Source organism: Adlercreutzia aquisgranensis (assembly GCF_943193145.1).
Lineage (GTDB): Bacteria > Actinomycetota > Coriobacteriia > Coriobacteriales > Eggerthellaceae > Xiamenia > Xiamenia aquisgranensis.
The window spans coordinates 68,646-88,840 of record NZ_CALPDA010000009.1 but is presented as its reverse complement, the minus strand read 5'-3'; the positions used below and the strand labels follow the sequence as shown (position 1 = coordinate 88,840).

The window sequence follows — 20,195 nt, the reverse complement described above, 5'->3', positions numbered from 1 at the left end:
ACCTACCTTACGCCGATACCGCAAACGACAGCTTGAACGCCTCGATAGCCGCGTTCAGGTCAGCCTCGATGGCATCGGTGAGCTTCTTCTCCGCGTACAGCGCATCGAAGATACCCTGCTTGGAAGCGTGCAGGTAGTCGATGAGCTCGGTGCGGAAACGCACGACGTCCTCGACCGGCAGGCTGTCCAGATAGCCCTTGCCGCCGGCATAGATCGCCACTACCTGGTCCATGACGGGCATGGGCATGTAGCGCTTCTGCTTCAGCAGCTCGGTCATGTGGGAGCCGCGGGTCAGCTGGTCCTGGGTGGCCTTGTCAAGGTCGCTGCCGAACTGCGTGAACGCCTTCAGCTCGCGGTAGGCAGCCAGGTCGAGGCGCAGCGTACCGGCAACCTGCTTCATGGCCTTCACCTGGGCCGAGCCGCCTACGCGGGACACGGAGATGCCCACGTCCACGGCGGGGCGCTGTCCCTGGAAGAACAGGTCGGTCTGCAGGTAGATCTGGCCGTCGGTGATGGAGATGACGTTGGTGGGGATGTAGGCGGACACGTCGCCGGCCTGGGTCTCGATGATCGGCAGAGCCGTCATGGAGCCGCCGCCCATCTCGTCGGACATCTTCACGGCGCGCTCCAGCAGGCGGGAGTGCAGGTAGAAGATGTCGCCCGGATAGGCCTCGCGTCCCGGAGGACGGCGCAGGGTCAGCGACATCTGGCGGTAGGCCACAGCCTGCTTGGTCAGGTCGTCGTAGACGATGAGCACCGCGCGGCCCGGGTTGTCGGGGCCGGCCGTCTCGCCGTTCTCGCCGGTGTAGACGAAGTACTCGCCGATAGCGGCGCCAGCCATGGGGGCGATGTACTGCAGCGGCGCGGAGTCGGAAGCCGAGGCGTTCACCACGATGGTGTAGTCCATGGCACCGTAGGACTCCAGCGTCTCCACTACGCCGGCGACCGTGGAGGCCTTCTGGCCCACGGCGACGTAGATGCAGATCATGTCCTTGCCCTTTTGGTTGATGATCGCGTCGATGGCGATGGCGGTCTTACCGGTCTGGCGGTCGCCGATGATCAGCTCGCGCTGGCCGCGGCCGATGGGAATCATCGAGTCCACGGCCAGGATGCCGGTCTGCATGGGCTCGTCCACCGGCTTGCGGTACACGACGCCGGGAGCCTTGAACTCCACGGGGCGGGTGCCCTCGGCCTGGATGGGGCCCTTGCCGTCGATCGGCATGCCCAGCGGGTTGACAACGCGGCCGAGCATGGCGCGGCCGGAAGGAACCTCCACCAGGCGGCCCGTCGTGCGCACCTGGTCGTTCTCCTTGATTGCGGTGACGTCACCCAGAAGCACGGCGCCCACTTCGTCCTCTTCGAGGTTCTGGGCCATACCGTAGACGACCTGGCCGGTGGAGCTCACGAACTCGAGCAGCTCGCCTGCCATGGCGTCCTTGAGACCGTCGACGCGCGCGATGCCGTCGCCGACCTGGATGACGGTGCCCACCTCGCGGGACTCCACGCTCGTGGACAGCGCGTCCAGCTGCTTGCGCAGGGCCTCGTCGATAGACTGTGCGGTGATTTCAGTCACTAGCATTCACCTCCGTCAATTCTGTTCTTTGAGCACGTTGCGGGCGCGTTCCAGCTGCGACACGACGCTTGCGTCGATGCGCTGGCCGTTGGCAGTCAGCAACACGCCGCCGATGATGGACGGGTCGATCTGCTCCCGCAGAACCACCTTCGTGCCCAAGTCGGCTTCGGCTTTCTTTGCAATTACCTCGCGCAGATGGTCGTCAAGCGGCACGACGGTGGTTACGTCGACCACGGTGACGTCCAGCTTGCGCTCGAGCTGTTCCTGGTAGCTGGCCCATACACGCGACAGCAACGCGAAGTCCCCGCGCTCGGCCATGACGGCCAGAACCTCGGCGAGGACCGGGTTCAGGTCCGCGAACACGCCGCGGGCAACCTGCCCCCTCTGCTCGGGTGTATAGGAGCTATCCTCCAGGGCGTTGGCGAGATCCATGTTGGAACGCTCGATGCGCATGATGCGCTCGGCTTGGTCGCGCACCTGCAGCACCGCGTCCTGGCCGCCCGCCTGGTAGGCGGAGTCCAGCAGGACCGCTGCGTAGGTGGCCACCTTCTCCTTTTGAACATGGCGATTATTCGGCATGGAAACTGCCCGCCTCGTTCACGTAGCGCTCGATGATGGCGCGGTGCTCGCCGTCGGACAGGTCCTTGCCGATGATGCGGGATGCCACGGCAACGGACAGGTCGGCGACCGAGCCCTGGAGCTCGGCGATGGCGGCCTTCTTGTCAGCCTCGATGGCCCCGTGGGCCTTCTCGATCATGTTGGCTGCCTCTGCCTGGGCCTTCGCCGTGATGTCGGCCTTCACCGCTTCGCCAGTGCTCTTGGCCTCGGCCACGATCTGGGAAGCCTGGCTCTTCGCGTCCTCGAGCTGCTTCTTGTACTCCTGCAGGATGCGCTCGCTTTCGATGCGGTCGCGCTCCGACTTCTCAAGAGCATCCTTGATGGTGTCCTCGCGGCGCTGCAGCATGGCGTCGAACTTGGGCCAGCCGAACTTCGCGAGCACGACCACCAGCACGATGAAAGCGACGAGCATGGGGATGAATTCCGCCATGTCCGGCAGGATGGCCGAAATGCCGGCCGTCTCCGATTCCGCGGCGAACGCCATCGCCGGCACAGCCAGCGTGGACGCGCCCGCAGCGAGAACCGCAGCGCCTGCAAGCCTCCAAGCCTTGTATCTGTTCACTTTCACCTGTAATCCTCCTTACAGCCTGTTATACGGCAGATTGCGTACAGGCGGGACTACACGATGAAGGTCAGAACGAAGCCGATGAGGGCAAGAGCCTCGGCCAGAGCGGCACCGATGATGAAGTTGGTGAACAGGCGGCCGGCCAGCTCAGGCTGACGGGCGGAACCGACGCAGCAGCCGTAGCAGGCGATGCCGATGCCGATGCCAGGTCCCATGGTGGCCAGGCCGTAACCCACGAGCTTCAGGGCTGCGATACCAAGACTGATTTCTCCCACTGTTGCCTCCTTAGATCGTTTGCGGGCCTATCCCGCAAACACCGTACAGGGATATGTTCCAGGCGGCTGGGATACCGCCAGTGAAACCAAGATTTCCGCCTGTGACCCGGGCGGCGGGGTCGCCTCCCCCCGAAGGGGACGGCCGCATGCCTAGTGCTCGGAGGTGGCCAGCGAGATGTAGACCGCCGACAGGATGGTGAACACGTAGGCCTGCAAGAACGCCACCAGCACCTCCAGGGCGTACATGGCGATGAGGAAGAGCATCCAGGCGACGGGCGGCAGCCCGAAGGCCACGTTGCCCGTGGCGATGGCGCACTGGATGAACACGCTGGTCGCCAGGGCGAAGATGCCGAGCACCATGTGGCCTGCGAACATGTTGCCGTAGAGTCGCACGGCCAGGGTGAGCAGGCGCAGCACCATGGAGATGAACTCGAAGAACCAGATCACCGGCACCATGGGCGCGGGCAGACCCGACGGGGCGATGGACTTGATGTAGCCCCAACCGCCGTGGGCGCGGATGCCCCAGTAGTTGAAGTACACGAACGAGATGAGGGCCAGCGCCCAGGTGACGCTGATGGTGCCCGTAGGGGTCTTGCAGCCCGGGATCAGGCCCACGAAGTTGGAGATGAGGATGAAGAAGAACAGCGTAGCCAGAAACGGGATGTGCTTCTGGTAGCCGTGACCGATGGCCGACTCGCCCATGTCCTTGCGGACGAACTCGTAGCCGTACTCCACCATGTTGACGAACTTGCTGGTGGGGACGAGCGTGAGCTTCTTGCCCGCCACGATGACCACGGCCAACGTGATGAGGAAGCAGATGATCATCCAGAAGATATACTGGGTGAGCCCGAACGACCCCGAGCCGATAACGTATGCCGGATCGAACGAGTGCTGAAGGTGGGGTACCTCAGCGGCTAGGACCTCGAGTGGATTCACGTCTCCTACCCTTCTGCTCAACTATCGGAAATGCCTGTACAACCCAAACGCAATGCCGGCGACGCACAAGGTCACAGCCTCGGCCAGCACGAAAGGCAGAACGCTGGGACGGTCGACCAGGACGCAGGCGATGGCCGTGGCGAACAAGAGGATGAACGATGCCAGCACTCCCAGAAGCAGGGCACCCGCGTGCCCCAGATTGCTGGTGTCGGTCACCTTTTTCGTCTGGCGCAGGGCCAGCACCAGGGGCACGAAGCCCGCAATGCCGCTTGCCGCGCCTAAAACGATCGGAAGAACCATAGCCTGCCTTCTGCGGTCGGTCGCGCCCGAGGGCGCAGTCTGCCAAACTCTACGAATGATACCCAATCTTTTTCGGCGCGTAACGCCAAGCTGACGAAATCGCGCAAATCGGGGGCGAGCGGGACGTCGCTCAAGGGGAAAGGCGACGCCGCCCCTGCCGCGCTGCGCAAAACCTCCACAGCGCCCCTGCGGGCAGCGCTCAGCCGACGTACTCCCGCAAGGTCACCCCCGCCTCCTGAAGCATGGACACCGCCAGCTCGTCGGGATAGGGGTTCTGGAAGATGACCTCGGTGATCCCCGCGTTGATGAGCATCTTGGCGCACACCACGCACGGCTGGGTGTTCACGTAGATCGACGAGCCGGAGATGTCGATGCCGTACTTCGCCGCCTGGATGATGGCGTTCTGCTCGGCGTGCAGGCCCCGGCAGATCTCGTGTCGCTGGCCGCTGGGGACCCCCAGCTGCTCGCGCAGGCACCCCACTTCGGCGCAATGGCGTATGCCCGAGGGCACGCCGTTGTAGCCGGTGGCCAGGATGCGGCGGTCCTTCACGATGACGGCCCCCACGGCCCGGCGCAGGCAGGTGGTGCGGGTGGCCACCTGGTTCGCCAACGTCATGAAGTACTCGTCCCAGCTGGGGCGCTCTCCTGTTGCCTCGACCGATGTCATGGCGCTACTCCCTTCGAAGGGGCTGCGGGCTGCGAGGGCCGCGCCCCTTTTCTACTTCGTTCCGAAGATGCGGTCGCCGGCGTCGCCCAGGCCGGGCACGATGTAGGCCGCATCGTTTAGCCCCTCGTCGATGGCGCAGGTGAAGATGCGCACGTCCGGGTCGGCGGCGAGCACCGCCTCGATGCCCTCGGGCGCAGCCACCAGCACCATGAGCTTGATGTTTCTCACGCCCTGGCGGCGCAGGTACTGGATGGCGGCGCTGGCCGAACCGCCCGTGGCCAGCATGGGGTCCACCACCAGCACGTCGCGCTGGGCGATAGAGTCGGGCATCTTGGCGTAGTACTCGTGGGGCTCGTGGGTTTCGGGGTCGCGGTACATCCCCAAATGCCCCACGAAGGTCGAGGGCATGAGCTCCTGGATGCCCTCCACCATGCCAAGGCCCGCGCGCAAGATCGGCACGATCACCATCTTCTTGCCGGAGACCTGCTTGCAGGTAGTCTTGCAGATGGGGGTCTCCACTTCCACGTCCTCGAGGGCCAGGTCGCGGGTGGCCTCGTAGCCTTCGAACAGGGCCAGCTCCCGCACCAGATCGCGGAAGTCCTTGGACGAGGTGTCCTTGCTGCGCAGCTTCGACAGCTTGTGCTGGACCATGGGATGGTCCACGACGGTAACGCGCTCGTAATCGGTCACGGTTGCTCCTATCGTTTCTCGACGCCTCGGGCCGCTAAGCGACGGCCCGCTTCTTACTCGTAGGACAGGCCCGGGTACAGCGGGTGGGCCGCAAGCAGCTCCTCGACGGTGGCGGAGAGGGATGCGTGCAGCCCCGCATCGTCGCGGCCGAAGAGCGCTCGGGCGATGCAGCGCCCCACCGTGCGGAAGTCCTCGGCGGTGAAGCCGCGGGTGGTGGCCGCCGCGCTTCCCACGCGGATGCCGCTGGTCACGAAGGGACTGCGCTGCTCGTTGGGAATGGTGTTCTTGTTCACCGTGATGCCGATGCCCTCCAGCAGCCTCTCCGCGTCCTTACCGGTAACCCCGGTGGCCGTAAGATCTACCAGGCACAGGTGGTTGTCCGTGCCGCCCGACACCAGGCGAAGGCCGCCCTCGGTCATGCCCTCCCCCAGCGCCGCGGCGTTTTCGACCACGTTGCCGATGTAGTCCGCAAACGACGGCTGCAGCGCCTCGCCGAAGGCCACGGCCTTGCCGGCGATGACGTGCATGAGCGGGCCGCCCTGGCTGCCGGGAAACACCGCCTTGTCCACCTTCTTGGCAATCTCCTCATTGTTGGTGAGTATGAATCCGCCGCGCGGGCCGCGCAGGGTCTTGTGGCTGGTGGATGTCACGATGTCGGCGTAAGGCACGGGGCTTGGATGGGCGCCTGTCGCCACCAGGCCGGCAATGTGCGCCATGTCCACCATGAGGTAGGCTCCCACCTCGCGGGCGATCTGGGCCATCCGCGCGAAGTCGATGATGCGTGGATAGGCGCTCGCACCGGCCACGATCAGGGCCGGGCGGCAGGCCTTGGCCTGGGCCTCCAGGGCGTCGTAGTCGATGGTCTCGGTCTCAGGCGATACGCCGTAGCTCTCTATACGGTACAGGCGGCCCGAGAAGTTCACCGGCGAGCCGTGGGTCAGATGCCCCCCGTTGTCGAGGCTCATGCCGAGCACCGTGTCGCCTGGGTCGATGAGCGCGGCGTAGGCGGCGTAGTTCGCATTGGCGCCGCTGTGGGGCTGCACGTTGGCGAAGGCGGCGCCGAACAGCTCGCAGGCGCGGCGACGCGCAAGCTCCTCGACGATGTCCACCTTCTCGCAGCCGCCGTAGTAGCGCTTGCCCGGGTAGCCTTCGGCGTACTTGTTGGTGAGCACGCTTCCCACCGCCTCCATCACGGCGCGGGACGTGAAGTTCTCCGATGCGATGAGCTCCACCGAATCGCGTTGGCGGCAGAGTTCGAGCTGCAGGGCCTCGGCGATGGCCGGGTCTTGGGCAAGAAGCTGGCGTGCGGTCATGGAAGGGGTGCTCCTCTCTACGCTGGCTGCCTACTGCAGCTCCATAATCTTGCGGACGCGGTCGCTGTGACGTCCCCCTTCGAAGGAGGCGCCCAGGAAGGCATCGAGGATCCGCTCGTTTTCCTCGAGGGTGACGAAGCGCCCCGAGAGCGTGATGACGTTGGCGTTGTTATGCTGGCGGCACAGGGCTGCGAAGTCGGGCCTGACGATGTTGGCGGCCCGCACCCCGTCCACCTTGTCGGCGGCCATGGCCATGCCGATGCCGGTACCGCATACCAGCACGCCGAACTCGGCGGCCCCCATGGCCACGTCGCGCGCCACCACCTCTGCGAAGTCGGGGTAGTCCACGCGCGTATCGTCGGCCGGGCCCTGGTCGCAGACGGTATGCCCGGCCTGGCGGAGGTAGGCCGCCAGCTGCTGCTTCTGCTCGAAACCGGCGTGGTCGCTCGCAATGCTGATTACCATGGGTTTCCCTTCTCGCATGTCATCGTCTGGCGCAGGGCCCGCTGCCATCCCAGGACCAACGCCCGGTGCCGTTCGTCTTCCAGCAGGGGATTATACACATCGCCCGCGCTGCGCAGGGCCCGAAGCTGGTCCTTATCCTTCCAAAAGCCCGAGGAAAGCCCTGCGAGGAACGCCGCACCCAACGCCGTGGACTCGGTGCAGGCGGGACGGCGCAGCGTGCAGCGCAGCATGTCGCATTGGAACTGCATGAGAAAGTCGTTGGCCGAGGCTCCCCCGTCCACGCCCAACACCGCCAGCCCCACGCCGGCGTCCGCCTCCATGGCCGCCACCAGGTCGCGCACCTGGTAGGCCAGCGACTCCACGGCCGCGCGGACGATGTGGGCCTTCGTGGTACCCCGCGTAAGGCCGGTGATGGTGCCGCGCGCCTGGGCATCCCAGTAGGGCGCCCCCAGGCCGGTGAAGGCGGGGACCACGTAGACGCCGCCGGTGTCCGGCACGCTGCGGGCGATGGCGGAGGTGTCGGCCACGTCGTCGATGAGGCCCAGCTCGTCGCGCAGCCACTGCAGCAGGGCGCCGGCCATGAACACGCTGCCCTCCAAGGCGTACTCGGGCCCGGGCGCATCGGGGGCGCTGGCGGCCACGGTGGTGATGAGGTTGTGCGACGAGCGCCGCGGCTCGTCGCCGGTGTGCATGAGCAGGAAGCACCCGGTGCCGTAGGTGTTCTTCGCCTGGCCGCGTTCGAAGCAGCATTGGCCGAACAGGGCCGCCTGCTGGTCGCCCGCCACGCCGCAGATGGGGATCCCCGGCATCACGCCTGCGGCGTCCGTTACGCCGAACAGCCCCGACGAGGGCCTGACCTCGGGAAGCATCGATTCGGGAATACCGAAGAGATCGAGCAGCCACGGGTCCCACTCCATGGTGTGTATGTTGAAGAGCATGGTGCGGCTGGCGTTGGTGGTGTCGGTGGCGTGGACCGCCCCCGACGTGAGCGACCACAGAAGCCAGCTGTCCACGGTGCCGAAGGCCAGGTTGCCGCGGGACGCCTCCTGCCGCGCCCCCGGCACGTTGTCCAGAATCCATCGGATCTTGCTCGCCGAGAAGTAGGCGTCGGGCACCAGGCCGGTGCGCTCGGCCACCTGCTCGGCAACGTCCGCATCGCCGCAGATGCGCTCCACCAGCTCCGCCGTGCGACGGCATTGCCATACGATGGCGTTGCATATCGGCTCGCCGGTGTCCCGGCGCCACACCACCGTGGTCTCCCGCTGGTTCGTGATGCCGATGCAGGCTACGCTGCGCTGGGTGAGCCCGTTGGCAACGATGAGCTCGGTCAAGGCTCCTAGCTGGGACGACAGGATGTCGCGCGGGTCGTGCTCCACCCACCCGGGCTGCGGGTAGCGCTGGGGGAAGGGGTTCTGCACGCACGAGACCACCTGGCCCCGGCTATCCACCAGCACGGCTCGCGACGAGGTGGTGCCTTGGTCCAAGGCGATGACGTACCGGCTCACAGGCGCTTCTCTATCCAGGAGACCACGTCCGCATAGACCCGCTGCCGCCCCGGCTCGTTGAGGATCTCGTGGCGCATGCCGTCGTAGATGATGCAGGTGACGTCCTTGACCCCGGCGCGCTCGAACAGCGAGGCGGCGGCCCTCACGGCCTTGCCCCTCTCCCCCACCGGATCCTCGCTGCCGGCGATGAAGAGCACCGGAAGGTCCGACGGGATGCGGCGGGCGCTTCCGAGGCTTGCGGTCTCGGCGGTCAGGTCGGTGAGCGCCGCGTAGGCGCCGGCGGAGAAGGGGGCCCCGGCCAGGGGGTCGTTTCGGAACGCTTCCACCACCGCAGGGTCGGTGGACAGCCAATCGAGCGGCGTTCGGGCATCCGGGATGGCGCGGCCGAAGCCGCCGGTAACCAACGACTCGAGCAGGGGGCTTCGGTACGTCTGCCCCTTGACGCGCGCGATGGCGCGAGCGGCAAGGTTGCCCAGCCGGGAGACGGCCACGGGCATGTTGCCGGTGCCGCAGATGACGGCCGCACGCACCCCCTCGCCGTGGCGGGCCAGGAACGCCCGGGTGATGAAGCTGCCCATGGAATGCCCGAAGACGACGTAGGGAACGTCGCACCCCACGCGGTCGAGGGCGATCCGGCGCAGGGTCTGGACGTCTTCGACCAGCTGTTCCTTGGCCTCAGGGCCCATATGCCCCAAATCGTCGGGCGAGGCCGCCGATTTGCCGTGGCCTACATGGTCCTCGGCGCAGACGGCGAATCCCTGGCCTACCAGGAAGCGGGCGAACTCGTCGTAGCGGCCGATATGCTCTTGCATGCCGTGGACGATCTGGATAAGGGCCCGGGGCTTCGAGGAAACCGCATCGGCGCCGTCGGCAGGCGGCCTGCTCCACAAGCATCCGTGGATGGCGGTGGCACAGTCGCTTGACGGAAACTCCACCGGCTCGACGACAACGGTTGCGCTCATGAACGCCTTCCTTTCAATCGCCTCGGCGCTGTGCCGCCCATTATACCCGCGGCCCCATCCGGCCCCTGTTCAAGAAGGCGTATACATGGAAGCTGCGCTATTGCGGCGGCCTCCGAAGAGCCACCGACCCCTCGCGCAGGATTCGCGGCTGCTCGCCTGTGCACAGCACCACGGTGGACGAGATGCCGCTGGCCGGGCAAGCCTCGCAGTCGAGCCCCTCGTCAAGCACCGGCACGCTGCAGCCGATGCGGGGATCGACGAGGTCGGGACGGGAGACGTCGGGCTCCCCCGAGCGGTTCGCGGACGTCGCGGCCACAGGGCAACCGAGCTCGCGGACAAGGCGCAGGGCAACAGGGCTGTCCGGCATGCGCAGCCCGATGGTGCCGTCCTCGCCGCGAAAGGCGCGCGGCACCGCGTCCGCTGCGCGCACCACCAAGGTAAGCGCTCCGGGCCAGTGGTCGGCTGCAAGCTGACGGGCGTAATCGGGCACGTCGCGGCCGTACACGTCCAGATCGTCCGCGCCGCCCACAAGCCACGCCACCGGCTTGCCGCGGTCGCGCTCCTTCAGGCGAAAGAGCGCCTCGGGCGAGGGCGGCTCGCCTGAGACGGCCCTGGCGCGCGGAGCCACGGCCACCCCCAGGCCGAGAACGGTGTCAGTGGGAAACACCGCGGGAAGCCCTTGGTCGAGCGCTTGCAAAACCTCGTCGAAACCCGCCATCGTCTCCCTGGCCCCTTCTTGCCGCATGCTAGCCTCTGCCGGTCCCGTCCGCCGGGGCCCTGCCGTTTTCCCCACTATAGCAGCCGCCCCCACGGTAGCGCCCTGTGGCGCTTTCTCCGCAAAGGAAAAACGTCGGTACCGCGCGCCCGCGAATGCCCTACAATAGACACTTGCATTTTGCCAGCGTGACGCAACGGTAGCGTAGCGGTTTTGTAAACCGCCTGTTGCAGGTTCGAATCCTGTCGCTGGCTCCAGAAACGAAGAAGCCCTCCGCATCCGGAGGGCTTTCCTATGCGCTCTGAGCAACCATGGCTAGAAGTTCCAGCTGCTCATATAGGCCTTCTGCTCTTCGGTGAGCTCGTCGATGGCGATTCCCAGCGTTTCCAGCTTCACGCGGGCCACCCCGTCGTCGATCTCGGCCGGCACGTCGTAGACCTTGTTCTCAAGCTCGCCCGCATGCTGGTGCAGGTACTCCGCCGCCAGGGCCTGGTTCGCGAAGCTCATGTCCATGACCGACGCCGGATGGCCCTCGGCGCAGGCCAGGTTCACCAGGCGCCCCTGGGCCAGCACCACCACCGTGCGCCCGTCGGCCAGGGTGTACTCCTCCACCAGCGGCTTGAGCTCCACCTTCCTCACCGCATGCTGCTCGAGCCATTCCAAGTTGATCTCCGAGTCGAAATGGCCGGAGTTGCACAGGATGGCGCCGTCCTTCATGTTCTCGAAGGCCGGCTCGTCGATGACCTTGCAGTTGCCGGTCACCGTCACCCACACGTCCGCCTCGGCCGCTGCCTCGGCCGCGGGCATGACGCGATAGCCCTCCATGTGGGCCTCGAGCGCCTTCAGGGGGTCCACCTCGCAGACAATGACGTTCATGCCCATGCCCTTCGCCCGCAGAGCCAGGCCCGACCCGCAGTAGCCGTAGCCCGACACCACCATGGTGCGTCCGCACAGCAGGCGGTTGGTAGCGCGCACGATGCCGTCGAGGGTTGACTGCCCAGTGCCGTAGTGATTGTCGAAGCAGTGCTTGGTGTTGGCGTCGTTGATGTTGAACACCGGATAGCCCAGGGTGCCGTCGGCGGCCATGGCCATAAGGCGCACCACGCCGGTGGTGGTCTCCTCGGTGCCCCCTTCCACGTAGGCGAGCTTGTCGCGGTAGACGGTGTGCAACGCGGTGTCCAAATCGGCGCCGTCGTCCATGATGATCTGGGGGTTAGTCTCCACCACGGCCTGGATGTGCCGGTTGTAGGTATCCATGTCCTCCCCTTCGACGGCGTACACCGACACGCCGAAGTCGCGCACGAGGGAGGCGGCGGTGTCGTCCTGGGTGGACAGCGGGTTCGAAGCGCACAGGGTCACCTGGGCGCCGGAGGCCACGAGAGCGCGCATGAGGTTCGCGGTCTCGGTGGTGACGTGCATGCAGGCGCCGATGCGCACGCCCTCAAGCGGACGCTCGCGCTCGAAGCGCTCGCGGATGGCGGCCAGCACCGGCATGTCGCGGTCGGCCCACAGGATGCGGGAGAGGCCGGCGTCGGCCAGGGAGGGGTCTTTGATATCGCAAGGAATCATGGGGCGCCTTTCGAAGACGGGTTGAACAGCTGCAACTTTCCCAAGGGTACCACAGAGGCGCCCAAACGCAGCACCACCGAGGCGTTCTTCAGATTAGCTACCGAGCGCAAACTCGTTGCGCACCCCGCAGCTCGAGTGCCATCGAGGGCGCAATGCCGCTAACGGGCGCGGGTGGCAGAGCCGGGGTCGATGGACATGCTCTGGAAGCGATGCTCCATGAACTTATCGTCGAAATGTTCGTCGAAGAACACCTGTATCGCCGTGTCCTGCGGAATGCCGGCCTCCCGCATGTACCAGCAGTCCAGAGCCACCAACGTGAAGGCACAGTCGGCGATCATGAAGGCGGCGGCAACCGAGGTAAGGGCATAGCGCCAGTTCCAGGGAATGAGGTTGACGATCTTGAGCATGACAGGCAGCGCCAGCTTTATCCAGAAGACGCCCATGAGTCCCCACATAGCCATGAAGTAGGCGTTGGTGCGGCCGCCGATGGACAGAAACGTGCCGGTGTAATCCCAGGCCACGATGCCGAATGCGAACTGCATGAACCAGCTTACGAAGTATTCGAAGGCGCCGCCGATCACGGCGCTGACCAGAAACACCACCACGACGTTGCTTCTGTAATAGCGGTTGAGCGCCATGGTCATGAGCACGCCGCCGAAACCGTAGATCGGCGAGAACGGCCCGAACAGAAGCCCGGCACGGTCCTCGTAGTGCCCTGGGTCGACCACGACCATATGGTAGGCAATCTCGGCCACCAGCCCGATGACCGAGCAGACCACGAAGATCCAGAACAGGTTGAAGAAGTTCAGCGTGATGTAGCCCTTGCCCGACGGATCGAGGCCCAGCGTGCCCTCCTCGGCCTCGTCGCGCACGTCCATCTCCCGCAGCTTGCGCTGCAGCTCGCGCTCCTCGGCCAGGCTGGGGTCGAGGTAGCTCTGCAGCGCGATGAGAAAGACGACGGTGACGCCGTAGGAGATAAGAGAGCCGTGGATGCCGTTGTCCATGACCTCGCAGATAGCCGCCGCCACGACGACGAAGAGCAGCGCCTCGGCCGTCTGGGCGGCGAAACGGCGGCGGTTCGTCAGCAGGCGCACGCCCAAAAACACCGATAGGACAGCGGAGGCCACCAACAGCACCGACTGCACCACCGATATGACGAGGGCGACGTTGGACATCTGGGTCTGCAGGCCGCTTTTCTGGACCTCCCTTATGGCGTCGACGATGACGAGCGCTAAAAGCGCCGTCACCGCAACGCCCACGACCACGCAGAGCACGCCGAACACCTTCGCGGCCAAGGGCAGCCTGCGTCTGTCGATGGCGGCTGCAGAGCCGGCGGGCACAAGGTTCTCGTTGCGGTGATCCACGTTCGTCCTGTCGTTCGTTGCCGCATCGCGGCCTTTCAAGCATACGACCAAGCAGTATAGCGCAGCGACAAGCCACATCGCTGCACCGCCGCGCCGCGCCAACCATGCTTTGCCGAAAAGCTGCACAAAACCTAAGAAGGGCCAGCCGAGCGGGCGGATGTCGACAGCACTGGCCGCAGGCAGCGGCCGTGGGCCGAAGCTACGGGCTGCACTCGCACGCGAGGGGGCAGATGCCGCCGTCAGACAGACTCGTCCAACGAAGGACTCTCAGCCGTCGATGAACACTGCAGCGTTCGGTAGCCCGGACAGCGCAGCTTCTCCGATTGCGTGCGCACGCGGGCGGCGCATCTCGGTGATATTGCCCCACAGGCGCATGGGCATGAACTGTCGGCGCAGCTCGGGATGGTAGCGGACGTCTATGGAAGCGCTGTCGTAGTAGACGCACCAAGCCTGAGCCATAAGCTCCTCGGCAGCGCAGTCGGCAAGCTCGGCCTCGGCGGATGCCCGGGACAGCCTCCAGCGGCCGTCCTGCGAGATGCCGACCACCCGATGGACCTCGTCGTAGATAGCGAAGGGCTGCGTGTTGAAGCGACCGGAGAAATGATCCATAACCAAGGGGATCACGTTGGCGTTCGGATTGCACACGGCAACCCACAGACCCCCTTCCTTCTGTCGGAACCGCAGGAACTGCTTCATGCGATGGGCTTCGTTGAGCACCTGCCGCTCGAGCGATGCGACCGGCGCCACGCAGGGATGGGCCAGCTGGCCCATGACGAAGGGACGCGCCGAGGAAGGCCGCTTCCCCAGATCGTCCATCACGTAGCGAACGAACCGGTAGACGGCCGCGCCCGCCTGCGGTTCGTCGGAAAGCGATGCGTGCAGCGCCGCGCGGAAAACCTTGCTTCCGCCCACGCGCACAAGCCCCCGGCGCACCCGCAGCGCCTTCTCTTCGTCGGTCGCGATGACGCGGCTGCTCTGGCCCAGGCGCGGCTGGTAGGACCCGTCGCAGAAGAAGTCCTCCGGGTCCTCATGAAAAACGTAGGCGTCGAATATGGCGGAGAAAAGCCCCTCGGCGGTTCCGTCGTACAGATAGGCGACGCACGGAAGCGGAGCGCCTTGGGGGCCGGACGGCGCATCAAGGCTCGCTTGCGGCCGCTTTCGGGCAGCCAGCTCTCCCCCGGCCCCGTCTGCACCGCCACCGCCTGCAAAACCCCCGTGCGCTTGCATCGGGATCATCGGGGCACCGCCTGGACCACAGGCGCCTGCCAAAGCCGCGTCAGCTCGGGGACGACGGTTCGGGCCTCGGGGAGCCCAGCCCGCAGGGGCGCCGATTCCAAAGCCTGCGGCTCCGCACCGGCACGCTCGGCCGCCGCTTCGAAAAGCGTCCTCTGGCCGGCAGAGACCTTCGCCGAGCGCGCCCCATGGGAGCCCCCGTCGATGGGAGCGCGCAGACGGGCGCGCAGCGCTTGCGGCGTGAACTCGGTCCCCGCTCCCATGTAGAAGCCGTTGCATGTGATGAAGTAGCGCGCACGCTTGAAGGCGATGCCGAGCTTACGCAGCTCGGGCTCGCGCAAACAGCAGGTCCTCCGCGCCTTAAGGATGAGCCGCGCCCCCTTCGGCCCGATGCCGGGCACCCTCAGAAGCATCTCCAACGGGGCCGTGTTCACCTCGACGGGGAAGCATTCCAAATGGTTGAGCGCCCAGTTGGCCTTCGGATCGACCTCCAGATCGAGCATGGGGTTTCGCCCGTCTATAATCTCGGTCACATCGAACTTGTAAAAGCGCATGAGCCAATCCGCCTGGTAGAGCCGATGCTCGCGATTGAGCTGCACCGGTGCGCCCGAGGGAAGCCGCGGGTCCTGGACCGCCGGCACGTAGGCGCTGAAGAACACGCGCTTGAGCCCCATGGTCCTGTAGAGAGCAGCCGACAGGGCCAGGACCGACAGGTCGGTTTCGGGCGTGGCGCCGATGATCATCTGGGTGGACTGGCCCGCCGGCGAGAAGGCCCGGCGTTTCCGTGCAGGCGCCTTTTGGGGATAGTAGGTGGTTCGGGTCCGGCCGATGGCCCGGGTCTCGCCGTCCTGGGCTATGGAGTCCCGGATCTGAGCCATGGGGTTGAAGATAGCCTGCTTCGACTTCTGGGGCGCCAGAAGCGCCAGGCTTCTCTGGGAGGGAAACTCCAGGTTCACGCTCAGACGGTCGGAAAGATAGCCCAGGCGCTCTACCAGCTCGGGGGATGTGCCCGGCACCGCCTTGGCGTGGATGTAGCCGTTGAAGCGGTGCTCCTCTCGCAGGATGCGCAGCGTTTCTATCATGAGCTCCGTGGTGCGGTCGGGACTGCCCACCACCCCCGAGCTCAGGAAGAGGCCCTCGATGTAGTTGCGCCGGTAGAACGCCATGGTGAGGTCGGCCAGCTCTTGCGGCGCGAACGAGGCCCTGGGCACCTCGTTGCTGCAGCGGTTGACGCAGTAGGCGCAATCGTAGATGCAGGCGTTGGTCATAAGCACCTTCAGCAACGTGATGCAACGCCCGTCGGGCGTGAAGCTATGGCAGCAGCCGGCCTGGGAAGCAGACCCCACAAGCCCCCGCTTCGCCGAACGATCGATGCCCGACGAGGTGCAGGCAACATCGTACTTGGCCGCATCGGCGAGAATGGAAAGCTTTTCTGCGACCGACAATCCCACGGTTCAGCCTTTCAATAAGAATACTTGTTCGATTAATCTGATAAGACTATACGAACTTATCATCGTTTCGTCAATCGAACAAACCGTGGAGATTGACTCGAGGCCCAAGGGCAGCGGCCGGTGCGACCGCTCTCAGACGACGCCCGTCAGGTCGAAAGCGGGGATGAAGCTCTCCTGCGCCGCTTCGCCGTCCTGCCAGAAGTAGTCCTCCATGCCCAGGCCGTCGGCGAAGTCGAGCAGGCGCTCGTAGTCCTCGTCCGGCACGCGCTGCGCTAACTCGGGGAAACGGCTCATCTGGGCCTGAGCGCTCGCGTCCCCCGAAGCGGCCCTGTCGGCCAGCACGGGCGTGTACTGGTTCATGAGCGAGACGAGCACAGCCGAGCCGTAGCGCTCGTGCAGAAGCGACACCACCGCTTCGGAGTCCTCGAGCGCGCCGGGGAGCAGCAGATGGCGCACGATGACGCCGCCCGTCATGCGGGGCGCGCCGTCCACCTCGTCGAAAGCCGGCTCCCCCGTTTCCTCCACCATGGCATCCAGCGCAGCCAGGGCCACCTCCCGGTAGTCGGGGGCTGACGAATAGCGTTGGGCCAGCTTAGCCGAGGCGTACTTGAAATCGGTCAGGTACACGTCCACGGTACCCCGGTTGCCGCGGATGGCGGAGACGGTCTCGTAGCCCGACGTGTTCCAAACCACGGGCAGTGAAAGGCCGCCGTCCCGGGCGATGGCCACGGCCCGGCGCACCAGCGGCGCGAAATGGGTGGGGGTCACCAGGTTGAGGTTCAGGGCCCCTTGGGCTTGCAGGTCAAGGGCCATCGCGGCAACATCCCGCGTGGACACCGCCTTGCCCGCCTCCCCTTGGGCGATGACGGCGTTTTGGCAGTACAGGCAGCGCAGGGGGCATCCGCCGAAGAACACGGTGCCGCTGCCGCGCGCGCCGGAGAGCACCGGCTCCTCCCAGAAGTGCAGGGCGGCGCGGGCCACGGTCATGGACGGGCCGGCGCCGCAACGGCCGACTTGGCCCGACAGGCGGTCGACCCCGCAGGCGCGCGGGCATAGGCGGCAGGATGCCAGCTCCGCATCCGGGCGCCCGCGAACGCAGGAGCCCCGCGCCATGTCCCCTAGTTCAGCGAGCAACCGTAGCCGCCGTGGTCGTGGTCGCAACCGCAACCGCAGGAGCCGTCGTCCTCGTAATCGCAGTCGTCGTAGTCGTAATCGTCGTCCTCGTCTTCCGACGGTCCGAAGGCGGCTTCGGCCCGCGTCCAATCGAGCCCCGCCTCGGCGCAGGAGGCCTCGTCGCCGTAGACCAGGGCAAGGGCCGCCGGAGACAGGTCCGATCCCCCCACCACCGCCAGCAGCTCCAGCATATGCTGGCATGCCTCGGCCTGCGGAAGGATGACCTCGGCGTCGTCGGCGGCGCCGATGGCGGCGGCGACCTCGGCCATGAGCATCTCCACGGTGAACTCGCCCTCGAAGCGCTTCTCGGCCACCGCCTCGAGCACCTGCTCGGCCAAAGGCGTGGCGGCCCCCACATGCTCGGCAGTACCGGCGAAAGGCGCATCGGTCGCCCTCACCGCCCGGTAGAGCGCCTCGGACTCCACGGCGCTCACCAGCTGGGAGAGCATCTGCAGCGTGTAGGACGCGCGCGCCAGCTGCGCCGAGCCGGCGCCTCCCGCAACCGAAACCTCGTCGCACAGGGCCCGCAGCAGCGGGAGGGCGGCTTCCACCGCATCGTCGTTGCCCGCCGCGAAGCAGGCCAGGTTTCGCTTGTCAGACAGGGCGCAGGAGAGCACCGGGTCGCCCACCACCAGCGGGGCCTCCACGGGAACCAGGTCGCTCACCACGGCCACGGCGTTCAGCTCGCGGGCGAAGGCGGGGGTGGACGGCGACAGATCGACCAGCAGCGTTCCCGGCGCGCAGGCCTGCACCAGGCCCGTCTCGGCGAAGAACGCGTCTTCCAGCTGGCCCTGGGATGCATAGTAGGTGAACACCACGTCGGCGTCGGAGGCGTAGTTCACCGGCTGCAAGCCCAGCTCGCGCATTCTGGCACCGACCACGGCCCCCACGCTGCCGTGGCCCATGAAGCAATAGGTCCGCTGCACCGCGACCGCCTACCTCTCGGACTTGATCTTGCGGGCGATACGGTCGGCCACGGACAGCTCCTCGCGCTTGTCCGTGCCCCAGAACACCAAGGCTATCATCCCCGGGCCCACATGGCTGCCGATGACGGGGCCGATGTTGCACTCCAGGAACAAGCGGTCACCCTCGGCTTTCTTCATCATATCGACCAGGCGCTCCGCATCCTTGGGGCAGTCGGCGCCACCGATGACTACGCACTGCTCGGGGCTGGCCTCGCCTGCCCGCTTCTGGTAGTACTCCACCATCTGCTTGAGGCCCTTCTTGCGGCCGCGCGCCACGCCGATCAACGACAGCTTGCCATCAGAAGAGATGTTGAGCAAGGGCTTCACGTCTAGCTTGCCGCCAGCGAAGGCCACCGATGCGGGAATGCGGCCGCCGCGGTGCAGGGTGGTCAGGTCCTCCACCATGAAGATCTCGTTCACGAAGTTGCGGGCCTCCTCGGCCCACTGGGCCAGCTCGCGAGCCGTAAGCCCGTTCTCCCGCTGGCGAAGCGCCTCGTAGACAAGCAGCCCCTCGGCCACCGACGCAAGCTTGGTGTCAACGGCGTAGATCTCGGCTTCGGGATAGTCCTGCCTCACCTGGTCGAGCACCACGCAGGCCAAATCGAAGCTGCCGGACAGGCCGCTGGAAAACGACAGGAACACCGTGGGGACGCCGCTCTGGGCCGCCTGCACCAGGGCGCGCTGGCAGTCTTCAAGGGTGACCTGGGTGGTGGACGGGCAGTTTCCGTCGCGCATGGACTGGTAGAAGTCGTGGGGCGTGATGGAGTGGTACATGTCGTCCTTGTGCTCCCCGTCGTTGCCGATGTAGGGGTAGGGCAGGATGGTGACGCCCTCGCGGTTCACCACGGCGAAGGGCAGGTCGCAGCACGAATCGATAATGAGATTGCACTGGGGCTTGGATTGCATGGGTGTTCTCCTTACGACGGGGAAACGGCGGGGGCGGCGATGCTACGAGGCCACCATGCGCAGACTGGCAGGCTGCGAGAGCTTGTAGGGCATGGCCTTGAGCGTCTCGTAGGCGATGCCCACGGCAGGCCCCACGTGAAGGCCGATCACGGGGCTTACAGGCAGCACCTCCACCGCATGGCCCACCAGGGGCTCGATGACCTCGCGGGCCCACCGCCGCGCAGGCGTCGGGTCGCCGATGTAGTGGACCATGGCATGGGCCAGACCGTACTCGCGGACGTCGGCCTTGAACAGCTCGGTCATGCGCTCGATGGCCTTCTTGCTGGAGCGGACCTTGGCCACGGTGTCGGCTTGGCCGTCGGCCACGGAGAGCACGGGGACCAGCTTGATGAGGTTGCCCAGCAGCGCGGCGGCGCCCCCGATGCGCCCGCCCTTCTGGAGGAAGGTGAGGCTCTCGGGCACGAAGAGGAAACGGCACCGCTCGATAGCCTCGAGCACGATGGCGGCGCATTCCGCCAGATCGGAGCCTCTGTTGCGCGCCTCGGCGGCGTCGATGACAGGCCACCCCTCGTCGAAGCTGTTGGAGGTGGAGTCGATCATCACGTAGGTGAAGTCGATGTTGCGCGCCTTCACCGCCCGGGCCGCCCGCAGGGCACCTTCGTAGGTGCCGGACATGTCCGACGAGATGAAGACGCCCAGCACCTCGTCGCCGGCCTCGGCCGCCCGCTCGAACAGGCCCTCGAAGGCCGCCTGCGAGGGCTGGCTGGAGGTGGGTATGTTGTCCGCCATCTCGTGGATCTCGCTGTAGAACGCCTCGTGGTCCATGGTGGCGTCCTCGTACTCGACGCCGTCGCGGTTCACGTACAGCGACACCACGTCGATGTCGTAGCGCTTCGCCATGGAAGGCGGGATGGACGCGACGGAATCGGTTACTATCTTGATCATGAAGT

The 20,195-nt window shown here is 66.1% G+C and carries 21 protein-coding genes and 1 tRNA gene; 1 reads left to right on the top strand and 21 read right to left on the bottom strand.

Going from position 1 to position 20,195, the window contains the following annotated elements; all coding sequences use genetic code 11:
• Positions 1–7 precede the first annotated feature (7 nt).
• The 13 genes from atpA to NFR41_RS06825 all read right to left on the bottom strand — a co-directional run bounded on the left by atpA (position 8) and on the right by NFR41_RS06825 (position 10,587).
• Positions 8–1,579 carry a F0F1 ATP synthase subunit alpha gene (gene atpA, locus NFR41_RS06885; RefSeq protein WP_251231253.1) on the bottom strand — a complete coding sequence of 524 codons (1,572 nt, stop codon included), beginning with the start codon at positions 1,577–1,579 and terminating at the stop codon, positions 8–10.
• Positions 1,580–1,588: 9 nt separating this feature from the next.
• Complete coding sequence (gene atpH / locus NFR41_RS06880; protein ID WP_251231252.1) at positions 1,589–2,119, bottom strand: ATP synthase F1 subunit delta; 531 nt, start codon at positions 2,117–2,119, stop codon at positions 1,589–1,591.
• 22 nt (positions 2,120–2,141) lie between these two features.
• Positions 2,142–2,675, bottom strand: coding sequence for a F0F1 ATP synthase subunit B (gene atpF, locus NFR41_RS06875; RefSeq protein WP_251231283.1), 534 nt, complete (start codon positions 2,673–2,675; stop codon positions 2,142–2,144).
• Between the two features lie 134 nt (positions 2,676–2,809).
• Positions 2,810–3,031, bottom strand: coding sequence for an ATP synthase F0 subunit C (gene atpE, locus NFR41_RS06870; RefSeq protein WP_251231251.1), 222 nt, complete (start codon positions 3,029–3,031; stop codon positions 2,810–2,812).
• Positions 3,032–3,181: 150 nt separating this feature from the next.
• Positions 3,182–3,967 (bottom strand): F0F1 ATP synthase subunit A, encoded by a 786-nt coding sequence (gene atpB / locus NFR41_RS06865; protein WP_160214038.1) that lies wholly within the window; start codon positions 3,965–3,967, stop codon positions 3,182–3,184.
• A gap of 21 nt (positions 3,968–3,988) precedes the next feature.
• Positions 3,989–4,267, bottom strand: a complete 279-nt coding sequence (locus tag NFR41_RS06860; RefSeq protein WP_251231250.1) for a DUF1129 domain-containing protein — start codon at positions 4,265–4,267, stop codon at positions 3,989–3,991.
• A 199-nt stretch (positions 4,268–4,466) separates the two neighbouring features.
• Positions 4,467–4,934, bottom strand: coding sequence for a deoxycytidylate deaminase (locus NFR41_RS06855; RefSeq protein ID WP_160214036.1), 468 nt, complete (start codon positions 4,932–4,934; stop codon positions 4,467–4,469).
• 51 nt (positions 4,935–4,985) lie between these two features.
• A complete protein-coding gene (gene upp, locus NFR41_RS06850; protein WP_285833861.1) occupies positions 4,986–5,624 on the bottom strand; it encodes a uracil phosphoribosyltransferase in 639 nt (212 codons plus the stop codon).
• Positions 5,625–5,677: 53 nt separating this feature from the next.
• Positions 5,678–6,937, bottom strand: a complete 1,260-nt coding sequence (glyA, locus tag NFR41_RS06845; protein ID WP_251231249.1) for a serine hydroxymethyltransferase — start codon at positions 6,935–6,937, stop codon at positions 5,678–5,680.
• Positions 6,938–6,967: 30 nt separating this feature from the next.
• Positions 6,968–7,402, bottom strand: a complete 435-nt coding sequence (gene rpiB / locus NFR41_RS06840) for a ribose 5-phosphate isomerase B (RefSeq protein ID WP_251231248.1) — start codon at positions 7,400–7,402, stop codon at positions 6,968–6,970.
• Positions 7,396–8,907, bottom strand: a complete 1,512-nt coding sequence (gene glpK, locus NFR41_RS06835) for a glycerol kinase GlpK (RefSeq protein WP_251231247.1) — start codon at positions 8,905–8,907, stop codon at positions 7,396–7,398. The genes rpiB and glpK overlap by 7 nt, the downstream gene beginning before the upstream one ends.
• Positions 8,904–9,869, bottom strand: a complete 966-nt coding sequence (locus NFR41_RS06830) for an alpha/beta hydrolase (RefSeq protein ID WP_251231246.1) — start codon at positions 9,867–9,869, stop codon at positions 8,904–8,906. The genes glpK and NFR41_RS06830 overlap by 4 nt, the downstream gene beginning before the upstream one ends.
• A gap of 97 nt (positions 9,870–9,966) precedes the next feature.
• Positions 9,967–10,587 carry an L-threonylcarbamoyladenylate synthase gene (locus NFR41_RS06825; protein ID WP_251231245.1) on the bottom strand — a complete coding sequence of 207 codons (621 nt, stop codon included), beginning with the start codon at positions 10,585–10,587 and terminating at the stop codon, positions 9,967–9,969.
• 179 nt (positions 10,588–10,766) lie between these two features.
• Here NFR41_RS06825 and NFR41_RS06820 point away from each other — a divergent pair.
• A tRNA-Thr gene (locus tag NFR41_RS06820) sits at positions 10,767–10,841 on the top strand.
• A gap of 58 nt (positions 10,842–10,899) precedes the next feature.
• Here the strand turns inward: NFR41_RS06820 and ahcY are convergent.
• The 8 genes from ahcY to NFR41_RS06780 all read right to left on the bottom strand — a co-directional run bounded on the left by ahcY (position 10,900) and on the right by NFR41_RS06780 (position 20,190).
• A complete protein-coding gene (ahcY, locus tag NFR41_RS06815) occupies positions 10,900–12,153 on the bottom strand; it encodes an adenosylhomocysteinase (RefSeq protein ID WP_251231244.1) in 1,254 nt (417 codons plus the stop codon).
• A 158-nt stretch (positions 12,154–12,311) separates the two neighbouring features.
• Positions 12,312–13,517, bottom strand: a complete 1,206-nt coding sequence (locus NFR41_RS06810) for a putative ABC transporter permease (protein ID WP_251231243.1) — start codon at positions 13,515–13,517, stop codon at positions 12,312–12,314.
• A 267-nt stretch (positions 13,518–13,784) separates the two neighbouring features.
• Positions 13,785–14,753 (bottom strand): TIGR03915 family putative DNA repair protein, encoded by a 969-nt coding sequence (locus NFR41_RS06805; protein ID WP_251231242.1) that lies wholly within the window; start codon positions 14,751–14,753, stop codon positions 13,785–13,787.
• Positions 14,750–16,201, bottom strand: coding sequence for a putative DNA modification/repair radical SAM protein (locus tag NFR41_RS06800; RefSeq protein ID WP_251231241.1), 1,452 nt, complete (start codon positions 16,199–16,201; stop codon positions 14,750–14,752). The genes NFR41_RS06805 and NFR41_RS06800 overlap by 4 nt, the downstream gene beginning before the upstream one ends.
• A 132-nt stretch (positions 16,202–16,333) precedes the next feature.
• Positions 16,334–17,314, bottom strand: a complete 981-nt coding sequence (locus NFR41_RS06795) for a radical SAM protein (protein ID WP_251231240.1) — start codon at positions 17,312–17,314, stop codon at positions 16,334–16,336.
• Between the two features lie 5 nt (positions 17,315–17,319).
• Positions 17,320–18,300: an NAD(P)-binding domain-containing protein gene (locus tag NFR41_RS06790; protein ID WP_251231239.1), complete on the bottom strand. Its 981-nt coding sequence runs from the start codon at positions 18,298–18,300 to the stop codon at positions 17,320–17,322.
• Positions 18,301–18,309: 9 nt separating this feature from the next.
• Positions 18,310–19,245: a DegV family protein gene (locus tag NFR41_RS06785; RefSeq protein ID WP_251231238.1), complete on the bottom strand. Its 936-nt coding sequence runs from the start codon at positions 19,243–19,245 to the stop codon at positions 18,310–18,312.
• A gap of 42 nt (positions 19,246–19,287) precedes the next feature.
• The gene (locus NFR41_RS06780; protein ID WP_251231237.1) at positions 19,288–20,190 is read right to left on the bottom strand and encodes a DegV family protein; all 903 of its coding nucleotides are present in this window, start codon (positions 20,188–20,190) and stop codon (positions 19,288–19,290) included.
• Positions 20,191–20,195 lie beyond the last annotated feature (5 nt).

Excerpts from the sequence above, each read along its gene's own strand:
- NFR41_RS06860 (WP_251231250.1), bottom strand. The coding sequence starts at position 4,267 with ATGGTTCTTCCGATCGTTTTAGGCGCGGCAAGCGGCATTGCGGGCTTC.
- ahcY (WP_251231244.1), bottom strand. The coding sequence starts at position 12,153 with ATGATTCCTTGCGATATCAAAGACCCCTCCCTGGCCGACGCCGGCCTC.
- glyA (WP_251231249.1), bottom strand. The coding sequence starts at position 6,937 with ATGACCGCACGCCAGCTTCTTGCCCAAGACCCGGCCATCGCCGAGGCC.
- NFR41_RS06805 (WP_251231242.1), bottom strand. The coding sequence starts at position 14,753 with ATGATCCCGATGCAAGCGCACGGGGGTTTTGCAGGCGGTGGCGGTGCA.
- NFR41_RS06855 (WP_160214036.1), bottom strand. The coding sequence starts at position 4,934 with ATGACATCGGTCGAGGCAACAGGAGAGCGCCCCAGCTGGGACGAGTAC.
- NFR41_RS06785 (WP_251231238.1), bottom strand. The coding sequence starts at position 19,245 with ATGCAATCCAAGCCCCAGTGCAATCTCATTATCGATTCGTGCTGCGAC.
- atpF (WP_251231283.1), bottom strand. The coding sequence starts at position 2,675 with ATGGCGTTCGCCGCGGAATCGGAGACGGCCGGCATTTCGGCCATCCTG.
- NFR41_RS06830 (WP_251231246.1), bottom strand. The coding sequence starts at position 9,869 with ATGAGCGCAACCGTTGTCGTCGAGCCGGTGGAGTTTCCGTCAAGCGAC.
- NFR41_RS06795 (WP_251231240.1), bottom strand. The coding sequence starts at position 17,314 with ATGGCGCGGGGCTCCTGCGTTCGCGGGCGCCCGGATGCGGAGCTGGCA.
- NFR41_RS06780 (WP_251231237.1), bottom strand. The coding sequence starts at position 20,190 with ATGATCAAGATAGTAACCGATTCCGTCGCGTCCATCCCGCCTTCCATG.
- atpA (WP_251231253.1), bottom strand. The coding sequence starts at position 1,579 with ATGCTAGTGACTGAAATCACCGCACAGTCTATCGACGAGGCCCTGCGC.
- NFR41_RS06825 (WP_251231245.1), bottom strand. The coding sequence starts at position 10,587 with ATGGCGGGTTTCGACGAGGTTTTGCAAGCGCTCGACCAAGGGCTTCCC.
- rpiB (WP_251231248.1), bottom strand. The coding sequence starts at position 7,402 with ATGGTAATCAGCATTGCGAGCGACCACGCCGGTTTCGAGCAGAAGCAG.